Source organism: Nostocoides australiense Ben110 (assembly GCF_001050535.1).
GTDB lineage: Bacteria > Actinomycetota > Actinomycetes > Actinomycetales > Dermatophilaceae > Nostocoides_A > Nostocoides_A australiense.
Window position 1 is genome coordinate 3,525,413 of sequence record NZ_HG764815.1, and the last position, 12,010, is coordinate 3,537,422.

A 12,010-nucleotide genomic window follows, 5' to 3' on the forward strand; every position below is an offset into this window, starting at 1 on the left:
CGCACCGGTGTGGCCGGTCAGGGGCTCCCCGATCTGGGTACCCGTGGAGGGGTCCCACAGACGCGCCGACCGGCCGCTGCTCGAGGCCAGGACAGTGCTGCCGTCCGGGAGCGGGACGGCGCAACACTGTGGATCTGCGTTGGTGGTCGCGAGCATTATGAAGGGCGGAACCGAGGGGGCGCGATCTAGATCGCCGGGTCAGGGCGATTGTCGCACACCGGGAGTCGGAATCGGCTTTTACGTCGCAGGCCCCTGACTAGCGCTGGGGACGCGGCGTTCGCGCAAGCGCCCTACCGCGAGACGGCCGAGCAGGCCGACAAGTTCACCGATCGAGTGCGGCAGTATGCCGTCGAGCGGCAGGGCTCGCGGCTGGCGCTCGCACGCGTCGAGGGGAAGGTCGTCGGATTCGCGCTCGCGGTGACGGCAACCCCAGGCACGTGGTGGCGGGGGAGTCTCGTAAAGCCGCTGGGGCGCGACGCTGGTCGGTCCCCGCCGAGCGCGGGCATCATGAGGGCATGGCCAAGACCTTCACCCCCCAGCCGAACGCCGCGGCCGCTCTCCAAGGGCTCTCGTCCATGGCCACGAAGGAGGTCCTCGCGCAGCTCGCCCAGCGGTGCACCGCCGAAGGGGTGGCGATCGAGTTCGAGTCGGGCGGCGGCGTCATCATGGCCGATCGGGTCCGGGCGGGCGATGCCGCCGACCTGGTCGTGCTCGGTGCGGACGCGATGCGCACGCTGGCCGACGAGGGCCATGTCATCGCCGACTCGGTCCGCCCGCTCTTTCGCAGCGACATGGTCATTGCCATCCCCGACAGTGCCGAGGTGCCCGACGTCTCGTCGCCGCGAGCTATACGCGAGTTGATCTCCGGCGACCTCCGGATCGGCTACTCCACCGGGCCGAGCGGGACCGCGCTGCTCCGCCAGCTGGAGGCGTGGGGCCTGCGTCCGGAGATCGACGGCCGTCTCGTGCAGGCCCGCCCGGGCGTCCCGGTCGGCCGGCTGCTCACCGACGGCGAGGCCGACGTGGGGTTGCAGCAGAACAGCGAGCTCGCGGGTATGCCGGGTGTCCGGGTGCTTGGCCCCCTCCCCGGTGAGTGCGCGGTCACCACGGTCTTCTCCGGCGGTGTGCTCGCGGCCTCCGGACGGCCGGACGTGGCCTCCGGCGCCCTGTCGCGGATGGCGGACCCCGCCTACTCAGCGATCGTGACAGGTTGCGGGATGACGCCGGCGGGAGGATGAGGTCACGACCTCGATGATGCTGGATCCAATGACGTGAAGTAGTCGAGGGTCGCCTTCGACGTGCTGATCAAGGGCTGCACGCGGACCGCATCGGAGGCCGCCGCACCGTCGGGGAGGTATGCCGCCCGCAACGCCCGCGCGATCCCCGCGGCGGCGACCGTCAACAGGTCGACGAGCCGCTGGGGCGGCGAGTGGTCATTGGGCACGACGACACTGAGCGCGGCATACACCGACCCCAGGGGGCCGAGCACCGGGACCGCGATGCCGCGAGAGTCGAGGTGGATGTGGCCGTCCAAGGCGGCATACCTGCGGCTGCGGACGTGCCGCAGGGCGGCCCGTAGCGCGGGCCGTCTCGAAGAGCCTTCGAGGTGGGACGCGGCCAGCCGGCCTGAATCACTCGGTCGACCAGATTCGCATCGGCGTGGGCGAGGAGTACCAATCCGCTCGAACTGAGCGGCAGCGCGAGCCGGCCGCCGATGCGGGTCGCGTTGACGACCGCGGCCGGGTCGGAGATTCGCTCGATGAAGAGCACGTCGCGCCCGGAAAGGACGCCGAGCTGGGTGTGCTGCCGTATGCGGTCCTGGACGGCCTGCATCCACGGTCGCGCCACCTCGAGCAGGCCGAGCGCGTCAGGTGTGCGGGATGCGAACTCCCACAAACGAATTCCGAGGCGGAAGGTGCCGTCGGGCAGGCGTTCGAGCAAGCCTTCACGTGTCAGTTCGGATACCAGGCGGTACGCGGTGGAGAGGGGCAGCCCGATCGCTGGGCGATCCCGGTCAGCGTGAGGAATGGGCGCCGGACATCGAAAGCGTCGAGGACGCGCAGGTGCCGGTGGAGAGCCGATTCGCCGGCCGAAGCACGAGCCATGCCCGCAGCATACGGACTTCCGTTGAAAGGAAGCCGCGGGTCGGCGGCACGACGACCGCGCTAGCCTCGCCGAAACACCGACCCTGCAGCCCAGAGGCTGATCGAATGACTGCGGCGCCACCGAGTCTCGCGCCCGCCGCGGGCTCTCGCACCGGACATGGTCGTCGTGCGCGAGCGGCGCGACCTGACCCACTCGATCGTCGAGTTCACCCTCGCGCGGCCCGACGGCTCACGCCTGCCCGACTGGGCGCCTGGCGCCCACATAGATGTGGTGCTGCCCGACGGTGTCGTAGTGCTGATGTTTCTCGGTTCGGCGAACCGCGACCCGCGCCACTGGGCCGACCCGGACCGCTACGACCTGACCCGCGACCCGTCCGGGCACGCCGGATTCGGATGGGCCTGCATCAGTGCGTCGGCCAGCTTGTGGCCCGCTTCGAGGCGATGGCCGTCCTGGGCGCGCTGCTGGATCGGGTCTCGAGCATCGCTTGCCGCCCCTCCCCGCCGCCATCTCAACAACACCCTGCGTGGCTGGGAGTCGATGCCGGTCCGGGTCAGTCCTTGCCGATCGTCCGGGTGACCTGATCGTCAGCGCTCGTCGCTGGGCCAGCCGGTGTACTGCTCGGCGAGGTAGGTGCGGCCCGCGCGGGTGGCGACGACATTGTCGAGTTCACCCATCTGGCGGCGCAGGTCGAAGTCGCTGGCGCCAGGGGCGGCGTGCAGCATCTGCGTCATCCAGTAGGAGAAGTTCTGGGCGCGCCATACCCGCTCCAGCGCTCCCGGCTCATAGTCCGCCAGCGCGGACTCGCCCTCGGATCCGACCGCCCGTTGCAGCACTCCCGCAAGGACTTTCACATCGTGGAGGGCGAGGTTGAGACCGCGGGCACCCGTCGGCGGGACAGTGTGCGCGGCGTCGCCGGCCAGCAAGAGGGTGCCATAGCGCATGGGCTGCTGCACGAAGGAGCGGAACCGCAGCACGGTCTTCTCCAGGACCGGGCCCTCCTGGCAGGTGAAGCCATCCGGCCCGGCGACGATCTGCTGCATCTTCTCCCAGATGCGCTCATCGCTCCAGGCGTCGACCGACTCCTCTGGGTCGCATTGGAAGTACATCCGCTGGACGGTGTCAGTGCGCTGGCTGAGCAGCGCGAAACCGTGCGGTGAGTGGGTGTAGACCAACTCGGGCGCGCTCTGCGGAGCCTGGGTCATGAAACCGAACCACGCGAACGGGTATTCGCGGAAGTATTGGGTCCGCTCACCCTCGGGCACCAGGTCGCGGCAGACACTGCGTGAGCCGTCGGCGCCGACGAGGAACTGTGCCCGGACCTCGTGCCGGGCGCCGTCGGCGGCCGTGAACCGCATATAGGGCTGCTCGGTGATGACGTCGCCGACCTCGGTGTCGGTGACGCCGAAATGGACGGTCCCACCATCACGCGCCCGCGCGTCGGCGAGGTCGATGAAGACGTCGGTCTGCGGATAGAGCCAGACGCTCGCCCCCACGTGCTCCTGGAAGTCGATCCGATGGCTCTGGCCGCCGAACCGCAGATCCACGCCCGGGTGCTCGTGACCGTCGCGCAGGATGCGGTCGGAGACTCCGGTGTCGACCAAGTCTTGTGCCGCAACGGCTTCGATGATCCCCGCCCGGTGTGTCGTCTCGATTTCCTCGCGGGTGCGGATATCGATGTTCACGCACTCGATCCCCACCCGCCCGAGGCGGTGGGCCAGCATCAGGCCGGCGGGCCCGGCGCCGACGATGGCGACCGGCGCCGTCGTCGTCGTGTCGATGGGGGCGCTCGTCATTGGGCGGTCCTTCCGTTCCGTATGCAGTCCCCCCACTCTCGAACAGCGGGGGCCCCTCGCGCGACGCCGCTTCCGTCACGCGGAAGCAGGGCCGTGGGGTGAGCCGTCAATCAACGGGTGCCGGCCCGCTGACCGAGGACGTTCGAGATGGCCCGGGCGGCGGCGAGTACGGGGTGGCGCAACTGGCGCACCGCCGCACCGGTCTGGCCGGCGACGACGATACCGAGGGCGGCCTCGACGTCACCGTGCTCCCCGAGGCGCACCGGGGCCGCCACCCCCACCGTGTGGTCCTGGAACTGCCGGTCGTTGACGGCACACGTGGCGCGTCGGGTCTGGGCGAGCATCGCCCGCAGCGTCTTGGGGTCGGTCACCGTGTGCGGTGTATGCCGGTCCATCGGGCCGGCGAGCACAGCCTCGCGAATCTCGTTGGGGGCGTAAGCGAGAAGCACCATTCCCATGGCCGTCCCGAGGAGGGGGTGCCGCGCGCCCACCATCGTCCGCAGTTCGACGGACCGGTGACCCGCTATGCGCTCGACGAATACCATCTCCGTTCCCTCGCGCACAGCGAGCTGGATGTTCTCGTGGGTCACCTCGTAGAGATCCTGCATATAGGGCAGGGCGACGTCGCGCAGGATCTGGCCGCGCGGGCATACCGACCCCACCTCCCACAGCCGCAACCCAATGTGCCAGTCGCCCTCGTCGGTCCGTTCGAGCGCGCCCCATTGCGCCAGTTCGGTGACGACTCGGTGGGTGGTGCTCAGGGCCAGCCCGGTGCGGTTGGCGATCTGGCTGAGCGATTGGCTCGGCCGGTCCCGGGTGAAGGTGCCCAGCACGGCGAGGGCCTTGCCGGCTGCCGTCAGCTGATCCGCCACCCGGTCAGTCTGGCACCCCGGAAAGGGGATGTCGGCCGGCGGCCGCGCGGGATGCCTCTCGTTCGGACCCAGCCCTCAATCCATGGCGGCGAGCCAACGCATCCCGGTTTCCCGCTCGGCCGAGGTGCTCCGCCGCACCAGGTCGCCGAGCAGCTTCTCGATCCGGCCGCCGACCAACGGGACCGACACTTTGATCGTGAGTTCGACCACTTCGAGGGTGCCGTCGTCCTCCGGGGTCAGGGTGATCGTGCCTTTCATCGTCGCCGGCTTTCCCGGCGTCTTGATCTCCAGGGCAGCCGAGGTCTGGTCGGTCCACTCCTCGATCTGCACGGCCCGCGAGGTCTCCCCGACGACCGGCTTGGCGAAGGAGGGGACGCCTTGGGTGGGCTGCACCTGATCGATGCGCACGCTCATCAGGTCCCCGTTCGAGGTGACGTCGACGTCGGCCGAGATGACGTCCTGATCGACGCAGACCTGCTCCCGGAAGCCAGGGTCGGCAAGCATCGCGTAGACCTCCGCAGGGGGAGCGGGATAGCGCATCTCGGTGCGGAACTGCATACCCTCCACTGTGCCGCCCCGCGCGCACTTTCGCAGGCCCGGCCGGACGTGATCTAGTGGACATGTGAGTGAACCCCCGGCGCGAATGCCGATCCCTGTCCACGACCAGACCTGGCTGTTCATGGACAAGCCCAACAACCTGATGTACATCAACGCGCTGCTCTGGATGCGCTCGACGCCCGACTTCGCGGACCTCGTCGAGGTGATCGAGGAGCGGGTCGTCGGCAAGCATCCGGTGATGGGCTGCCGGGCGGTGCAGGACGGCGGCGCCTGGTTCTGGGAGCCCGACCCCGACTTCGACATCTCTCGGCACGTCACGCAGCGCCGGATGCCGAAGGGCAGCACGAAGGCCGATGTGCAAGACCACCTGTCGACGTGCTTCGGCACCCCGTTCCCGTCCGGGCGGCCGTTGTGGAGCATGGAACTGCTCACCGGCATCGGCGACGGCCACGAGTCGGTGCTGTTCATCCGGATCCACCACGGCATCACCGACGGCATCCGCTCGACGCAGCTGCTGCTGAACATGTGCGACCACGACGCCGGCGAGCACAGTGTCGCCCGGGTCGGCGACCGGCACGCGCCAGGTGGCCCGCTCGATCTGTTCGAGTTCGTCGGCCGGCACGTCGTGCACGACGCCGGCGACCTGGCGCGCGCGACGAGCCCGGTCGGGGCGCCGGACGCCATGAAACAGCTCACGCGGCTCCCGCACGCGGTGAGCGAGACCGCCCGCCGGGTGATCCGGCGCCCCGGGACCATCCGCCAGGTGCCGGGTGAGGTCGTCGAGGGGCTGGCCTCTTTCACCGCCGAGGACAACACCTTCGTCAACACCAGCCGCGCCGTCTTCCGGCTGGTCTTCGAGCCGCGCAGTCCCAAACTCGCCTGGTCCGGCACGCCTGGCCTGGAGAAGAAAGTGGGCTGGGTCGACGACATCCCCCTCGATGAGGTCAAGGCCCTGGCACGCGACCGGCACGCGACCGTCAACGACGTGCTCATGAGCAGCGTCTCCCGCGCCCTGACGACCTATCTGGCCGAAGAGGGCACCCCCGTGACCGGCGGCGCTCTCAACTGGCTCGTGCCGATCTCCTTGGCCCCCCTCGACGCCGAGTTGCCGCCCGACCTCGGCAACCACTTCAGCCTCGTGATGTTCCGGATGCCGGTCGGGATCAACGACCCGATCGATGCCCTGCGCGCCACCCGCTCGATGATGAACCGGACCAAGCATTCGCTCGAGCCGCACGTCGCCTACACCATCCTGCAGACGTTGGCGCTCGGCCCCCGGATGTTGTCAGCCGGTGTCCGCAACTATCTCGCCGACAAGTGCGTCGGCCAGCTGACCAATGTGCCGGGCCCGCAATCACCGCTCAACCTCGCCGGGGCGCGCGTGGAGTCGGTCCTCGGGTGGGTGCCCCTCTCCGGGGATCAGACCCTCGGTCTGTGCATCTTCACGTATGCCGGGCGCATCGGCATCGGGATCAGCGCCGACGCCGCCTTGGTCCGCGACCCGCAACGGATCGCCGACCTGGTCGCCGAGTCGCTCGACGATCTCACCAACGGCTCCCTGGCCGGCCGGTACTAGGCACCGTCGCCGGGGTCGGTCACGGCGAGCACCCAGTCGCACCAGGCGATGTTCTCCTCCTCGAAGGCGATGCCTCGCGCGAGCGTGAGATAGGGGCCGAGGCGCCGGGCTTGCCGCAGGTATGCCGCCTCGTCCCGCCCGTCGAGCATGGCGGCGCGGCGGCGAAGATAGCGTGCAAGTTTCTCATGTGACGCATCACGTTTCGCCGTGATGGCCGCTCGGACGGTGTCCTCGCTCCCGTGGTCGATCGCCTCGACCTGGACCAGGAGTTCGTCACGGATGGCGGTGGGCTTCGGTGTCCGGGTCGTCATCTCGCGCAGCGCCGTCCAGCCGGCCTCGGTCAGGGCGAAGACGCGCTTGTTGGGCCGGCGCTCCTGCTCGACGACGCGTGCCGACACCAAGCCCTCGGCAGCCATCTTGTCCAGCTCGCGGTAGAGCTGCTGGGCGGTGGCCGTCCAATAGTTCGCGACCGTGACGTCGAAGGACTTGGCCAGGTCATAGCCCGACGACTCGCCATTGGCCAGAGTCACCAGGATCGCGTCCTGCAGTGCCACCCGATCAGCCCTCGCCGCTGCGGCCGATGGCCATCGCGGACAGGGCGTCGGCCTTGATCTGATCGAACCGGGCTCCCATGTGCGCCATCAGGGCCTGGGTCGCCTTGAAGGGGCGGGTCATCACCATGAAGTCGGCGATCTTTCCCTCCTCGTTCATGACGAGGAAGTCGCACCCGGTGATGTCGAGACCGTCGACTTTCGCCTGGAAGATCAGGGCGTGGTTCGGACCGTCGGACAGCTCGCGCACGTAGTGGAAGTCCTCGAAGACCTCGATGACGTGGCGCAGGATGGCCGCGGTGATCGCCTTGCCCGGGTAGGGCGTGTGCACCACCGGGCTGCGGAAGACGATGTCGTCGGCGAGCAGCGCCTCGGCCGCGTCCAGGTCGCGGCTCTCGACGGCCTCTCGGAAGGTTTTCATGGTGAAACTCCTTGTCCTGGTGCCTATCTCAGATCTCGGCCGCGACGCGAGTGCCCTGATCGATGGCGCGTTTGGCGTCGAGTTCGGCGGCGACGTCGGCGCCGCCGATGAGGTGGGTGGTCACACCGGCCGCGGCCAGTTCGTCATACAGCCGGCGGTTGGGTTCCTGCCCGGTGCACAGGACGACGTTGTCGACATCGAGCACGTGCTCATGCCCCATGACCGTGAAGTGCAGGCCGGCGTCGTCGACGCGGTCGTATGTCGCGCCGGGGATCATCTCCACGCCGCGGTTCTTCAGTTCCGTCCGGTGGATCCAGCCCGTCGTCTTGCCGAGATTGGCGCCCACCTTGGAACCCTTGCGCTGCAGCAGTGTCACCTTCCGGGGGGAGGTATGCCGCGCCGGCTCGGTGAGCCCGCCGGGCGTCAGGTGGTCCGCATCGACACCCCATGCGGCGAGGAAGGCGGGAATGTCCCGGCTGGTGTCGGCGCCGGAGTCGGTGAGGTACTCGGCGACGTCGAATCCGATGCCGCCGGCGCCGAGGATGGCGACCTTCTCGCCGACGGGCGCCTTGCCGGCCAGCACGTCGAGATAGCCGAGGACCTTCGGGTGGTCGACTCCCTGCAGGTCCGGGACGCGCGGCGTGACCCCGGTCGCGATGACAACCTCGTCGTATTCCGCAAGGTCGGCCGCGCTGGCCATGGCGCCCAGGCGCACGTCGACACTCAGCGCTTCCAGCCGGTTGCGGAAATACCGGATCGTTTCGTCGAACTCCTGCTTGCCCGGCACCTCCCGCGCGACATTGAGCTGCCCGCCGATCCGGTCGGCCGCGTCATACAGGGTCACCGCGTGACCCCGCTCGGCCGCCGTCGTCGCGGCGGCCAACCCGGCCGGGCCCGCGCCGACAACCGCCACGCGCTTGCGCAATCGTGTTGGCGCCAAGGTCAATTCGGTCTCGTGGCAGGCGCGCGGATTGACCAGGCAGGAGGTGATCTTCATGGCGAAGGTGTGGTCGAGGCAGGCCTGGTTGCAGCCGATGCACGTGTTGATCGTCTCGGGCGCACCGGCGGCAGTCTTGGCGACGAAGTCGGGGTCGGCGAGCAGCGGGCGCGCCATCGAGACCAGGTCGGCATACCCGCCCGCGAGCAGTTCTTCGGCGCGTTCGGGTGTGTTGATCCGGTTCGTCGTGACCAGCGGCACCGATACCGAACCCATGAGCTTCTTCGTGACCCACGCGAAGGCACCTCGCGGGACTGGGGTGGCGATGGTGGGGATGCGCGCCTCGTGCCAGCCGATGCCCGTGTTGATGATCGTGACGCCTGCGGCCTCGATCTCCTTGCCGAGCCGCACGACCTCCTCGAAAGTCGAACCGCCCGGCACCAGGTCGAGCATCGAGAGCCGGAAGATGATGATGAAGTCTTCGCCCACGGCTGCGCGGACGGCCTTGACGATCTCGACGGGCAGCCGCATCCGGTTCTCGTAGGAGCCGCCCCACTCGTCCGTGCGTTTGTTGGTCTCGGCGGCGATGAACTCGTTGATGAAGTAGCCCTCCGATGCCATGATCTCCACGCCGTCGTAGCCGGCCTCCCGGGCCAGCTGCGCGCACCGGGCGTAGTCGCGGATCGTCTGCTCGATCTCCGCGCCGGTCAGTTCGTGCGGCGGGAAGGGGCTGATCGGCGCCTGAATCCGGCTGGGCCCCACCAGATCCGGGTGATAGGCATAGCGGCCGAAGTGCAGGATCTGCATGGCGATCTTGCCGCCCTCGGCGTGCACCGCCGCGGTGATGAGGCGGTGTTTCTCGGCCTCGTCCGGCGTGGTCAGCATGGCCCCGCCCGGGTAGGGACGCCCTGCTTCGTTGGGGGAGATACCGCCGGTGACGATGAGCCCGACGCCACCTCGGGCCCGCTCGGCATAGAAGGCCGCCATCCTCTCGAATCCGCCAGGAGCCTCCTCCAGGCCCACGTGCATCGACCCCATGATCACCCGATTGGGGAGGCTGGTGAAGCCCAGGTCGAGCGGGGCGAGGAGGTGGGGGTAGGCCGTCGAGCTAGTCATGTTTGCCAGTATGCAACAAATTTAGTATTCGGGGCCAGAGGGTGGCCACTATGGCCTGTGCCACTGCCGCCATACCCTGATGTGGTGGCCTATTTCGAGCGCACCGGACCGACGAGCTTCTGCGCGACCGAGCATGTCAGCGGCGCGTGGGAGGTCAGCGAGCAGCACATCGCCCCGTCGCTGGGACTGATCGCGCATTGCATCGAACGGGACCGGGACGCTCGGCGCAACGACGGCCTTGTCATCGGCCGCCTCTCCTACGACATCCTCGGCACGGTGCCCGTCGCCGATGTCGAGGTGGAGACCCGCGTGCTGCGCCCCGGTCGCACCATCGAACTGGCCGAGGCAACGATGACCCACGCCGGCCGCGCGATCGTCGTCGCGCGAGCCTGGCTGATGGCGACCCGCGACACGAGCTCGGTGGCGGCGAGCCCGCTGCCCGGCATACCCGGGCCTGACCAGACGCCGGTGTGGCCCGCGAGCGAGGTGTGGCCCGGTGGCTTCATCGAGTCGGTGGAGGTGCGGCGCGCCCAGGATGAGCCGGGCCGCGCCCACTTCTGGGTCCGCACCGGCCTGCCGCTCGTCGACGGTGAGGAGGTCAGCCCACTCGCTCGCGTTGCGGGTTTGCTGGACATCTCCAACGGCATGACGGTGCGTCACGACCCGCGCCAGGTTGCCTTCCCCAATGTCGACCTCACCGCGCACTTCTTCGCCGACCCCGATCCGGACTGGATCGGCTTCGACACCTCAGTCTCTTTCGGCGCCAGCGGAATCGGCGTGACGACGAGTGTCCTGCACGCACCGGCCGGCCCGATCGGCGTCAGCTCGCAGTTCCTGACGGTGCGCCCGCTGGGGTGAGACTGTCGGCGATTCCGGCGAGCACCTCGGCGAGCGCTTCCGGCGCGCTGAACATCGGCCAGTGCCCCGAGTCGATGTCGACGAGGGTCGGCGCCTGGGCGACCAGTTCCGGGACCTGGCCGCTGTCCATCCACTCCTGTGCCTGCTTGGGACTGAACTCCGGGCAGATGAGGAATGTGGGGACGGTATGCCGTCGCTCGTCGCCGTAGGTGACCACGGCCGTCGCGACTCCCTCCGGCACCGGCACCGCGCGCACCTCGATCTCCGCCTTCATTTCCGCGCTCAGGTCGCCGGAGTCGGGGCCCTCGAACGGTTCCCACCCGGGGAATGCCATGCCGCCGTTCTCCATGGGGAAGAACGCCGCATACTGATCGCCGGCCGTGCTGGGGAATCCGCCGATGAGGGCGATCGCGGCCACGGCGTCGGGACGCCGGTCCGCCGTGAGGCCCGCGAGCGTACAGGCGGCCGAGTGGCCGACGACGAGCGGCGGGTCGGCCGCGGCATCGACCTTGGCAAGGATCGCCTCGAGCTGATCGTCGAGGGTGGCTGTGGGGTTGCCGTCGCCCTGACCCGGCAGGGTTACGGGCACGCCGCGGTGGCCGCGGGCCTCGAGCCCCGGAAGCACCGCGTCCCAGGCGCGACCGTCGAGCCACAGTCCGCCGGCGAGAATGATGTCCATGGTTGGTCCTTCTCCGTCGTTGAGGTGATGACGTCGAGGACCCTAGAGATGATTCCGGACAGAAACGTTCCGCATCGTCCGTAACCTGGTGGGTGTGCCGTCCGCCAACCCCACCGCACGCGCGCTGTGCGCGCTGGACGCGATCTCCTCCCGCCCGGGCATCACGGCAACCGAACTCGGTGCCGCGCTGGACGTGACAGAGCGCGCCGCCCGCCGCTACGTGCAGACCCTCCGCGACGCCGATATCCCTATCGAGTCGGTGCGCGGTCCTTACGGCGGCTACCGACTGGGGCGCGGATTGCGGCTTCCCCCACTGGTTTTCAGTGCCACCGAAGCGCTCGGCCTCGTCATGGCCACCCTCGACGGACACCATGCGGCCGCCGATCCCGACGACCCTGTCGGTTCGGCGCTGGGCAAGATCATCCGGGCGCTGCCCGAGGCCGTCGGCCGGCCGGCGGCCACGATGCGCGCCAATGCCGTCGCCGCCCCCGACCGGCACCGGCCCCGGCCCGACCCGGCGATCACGGCGGGGGGGGCGGGCGG

Annotated in this window: 13 protein-coding genes and 1 pseudogene; 5 read left to right on the forward strand and 9 right to left on the reverse strand. The window is 69.2% G+C overall.

The window, feature by feature from the left end:
* The first annotated feature begins 515 nt into the window (after positions 1 to 515).
* Positions 516 to 1,238, forward strand: coding sequence for a substrate-binding domain-containing protein (locus BN11_RS17220; RefSeq protein WP_053084163.1), 723 nt, complete (start codon positions 516 to 518; stop codon positions 1,236 to 1,238).
* A gap of 2 nt (positions 1,239 to 1,240) precedes the next feature.
* On the opposite strand, the gene BN11_RS26345 is transcribed toward BN11_RS17220, so the two are convergent.
* Entirely contained in the window at positions 1,241 to 1,534 is a 294-nt protein-coding gene (locus BN11_RS26345) for an IclR family transcriptional regulator (RefSeq protein ID WP_048699553.1), read from the reverse strand.
* A 71-nt stretch (positions 1,535 to 1,605) separates the two neighbouring features.
* Positions 1,606 to 2,298, reverse strand: a pseudogene (locus tag BN11_RS26350) (IclR family transcriptional regulator); the annotation flags it as partial.
* On the opposite strand from BN11_RS26350, the gene BN11_RS17230 reads away from it, so the two are divergent.
* Entirely contained in the window at positions 2,263 to 2,682 is a 420-nt protein-coding gene (locus BN11_RS17230) for a cytochrome P450 family protein (protein WP_048699554.1), read from the forward strand. The pseudogene BN11_RS26350 and the gene BN11_RS17230 sit on opposite strands and share 36 nt — an antisense overlap.
* An 8-nt stretch (positions 2,683 to 2,690) precedes the next feature.
* Here BN11_RS17230 and BN11_RS17235 read toward each other — a convergent pair whose 3' ends face one another.
* From BN11_RS17235 to BN11_RS17245, 3 genes are all read right to left on the reverse strand, one after another.
* The gene (locus tag BN11_RS17235; protein ID WP_048699555.1) at positions 2,691 to 3,899 is read right to left on the reverse strand and encodes a 4-hydroxybenzoate 3-monooxygenase; all 1,209 of its coding nucleotides are present in this window, start codon (positions 3,897 to 3,899) and stop codon (positions 2,691 to 2,693) included.
* A gap of 110 nt (positions 3,900 to 4,009) precedes the next feature.
* The gene (locus BN11_RS17240) at positions 4,010 to 4,771 is read right to left on the reverse strand and encodes an IclR family transcriptional regulator (RefSeq protein WP_048699556.1); all 762 of its coding nucleotides are present in this window, start codon (positions 4,769 to 4,771) and stop codon (positions 4,010 to 4,012) included.
* Between the two features lie 75 nt (positions 4,772 to 4,846).
* The gene (locus BN11_RS17245) at positions 4,847 to 5,329 is read right to left on the reverse strand and encodes a DUF2505 domain-containing protein (RefSeq protein ID WP_048699557.1); all 483 of its coding nucleotides are present in this window, start codon (positions 5,327 to 5,329) and stop codon (positions 4,847 to 4,849) included.
* A gap of 64 nt (positions 5,330 to 5,393) precedes the next feature.
* Here BN11_RS17245 and BN11_RS17250 point away from each other — a divergent pair, with 64 nt between their 5' ends.
* Positions 5,394 to 6,905, forward strand: coding sequence for a WS/DGAT domain-containing protein (locus tag BN11_RS17250; RefSeq protein WP_162213275.1), 1,512 nt, complete (start codon positions 5,394 to 5,396; stop codon positions 6,903 to 6,905).
* Here the strand turns inward: BN11_RS17250 and BN11_RS17255 are convergent.
* Genes BN11_RS17255 through BN11_RS17265 form a run of 3 tightly spaced genes read right to left on the reverse strand, consistent with a single transcriptional unit; the run spans position 6,902 to position 9,930 of the window.
* Positions 6,902 to 7,459 carry a PadR family transcriptional regulator gene (locus BN11_RS17255; protein WP_048699559.1) on the reverse strand — a complete coding sequence of 186 codons (558 nt, stop codon included), beginning with the start codon at positions 7,457 to 7,459 and terminating at the stop codon, positions 6,902 to 6,904. The two genes, BN11_RS17250 and BN11_RS17255, sit on opposite strands and share 4 nt — an antisense overlap.
* 4 nt (positions 7,460 to 7,463) lie before the next feature.
* Positions 7,464 to 7,877, reverse strand: coding sequence for a nuclear transport factor 2 family protein (locus BN11_RS17260; RefSeq protein ID WP_048699560.1), 414 nt, complete (start codon positions 7,875 to 7,877; stop codon positions 7,464 to 7,466).
* Positions 7,878 to 7,905: 28 nt separating this feature from the next.
* Positions 7,906 to 9,930, reverse strand: coding sequence for an NADPH-dependent 2,4-dienoyl-CoA reductase (locus BN11_RS17265; RefSeq protein ID WP_048699561.1), 2,025 nt, complete (start codon positions 9,928 to 9,930; stop codon positions 7,906 to 7,908).
* An 84-nt stretch (positions 9,931 to 10,014) separates the two neighbouring features.
* Between BN11_RS17265 and BN11_RS17270 the strand changes: the two genes are divergently transcribed.
* Positions 10,015 to 10,788, forward strand: a complete 774-nt coding sequence (locus BN11_RS17270; RefSeq protein ID WP_048699562.1) for a thioesterase family protein — start codon at positions 10,015 to 10,017, stop codon at positions 10,786 to 10,788.
* Here the strand turns inward: BN11_RS17270 and BN11_RS17275 are convergent.
* Positions 10,751 to 11,467, reverse strand: a complete 717-nt coding sequence (locus BN11_RS17275; RefSeq protein WP_048699563.1) for an alpha/beta fold hydrolase — start codon at positions 11,465 to 11,467, stop codon at positions 10,751 to 10,753. The two genes, BN11_RS17270 and BN11_RS17275, sit on opposite strands and share 38 nt — an antisense overlap.
* A 94-nt stretch (positions 11,468 to 11,561) precedes the next feature.
* On the opposite strand from BN11_RS17275, the gene BN11_RS17280 reads away from it, so the two are divergent.
* On the forward strand, positions 11,562 to 12,010 hold a 449-nt coding region (locus tag BN11_RS17280; protein ID WP_157044411.1), incomplete at its 3' end, for a helix-turn-helix transcriptional regulator.

Coding starts and splice junctions, on each gene's coding strand:
- BN11_RS17220 (WP_053084163.1), top strand. CDS start 516: ATGGCCAAGACCTTCACCCCCCAGCCGAACGCCGCGGCCGCTCTCCAA.
- BN11_RS17230 (WP_048699554.1), top strand. CDS start 2,263: ATGGTCGTCGTGCGCGAGCGGCGCGACCTGACCCACTCGATCGTCGAG.
- BN11_RS17235 (WP_048699555.1), bottom strand. CDS start 3,899: ATGACGAGCGCCCCCATCGACACGACGACGACGGCGCCGGTCGCCATC.
- BN11_RS17245 (WP_048699557.1), bottom strand. CDS start 5,329: ATGCAGTTCCGCACCGAGATGCGCTATCCCGCTCCCCCTGCGGAGGTC.
- BN11_RS17260 (WP_048699560.1), bottom strand. CDS start 7,877: ATGAAAACCTTCCGAGAGGCCGTCGAGAGCCGCGACCTGGACGCGGCC.
- BN11_RS17265 (WP_048699561.1), bottom strand. CDS start 9,930: ATGACTAGCTCGACGGCCTACCCCCACCTCCTCGCCCCGCTCGACCTG.
- BN11_RS17275 (WP_048699563.1), bottom strand. CDS start 11,467: ATGGACATCATTCTCGCCGGCGGACTGTGGCTCGACGGTCGCGCCTGG.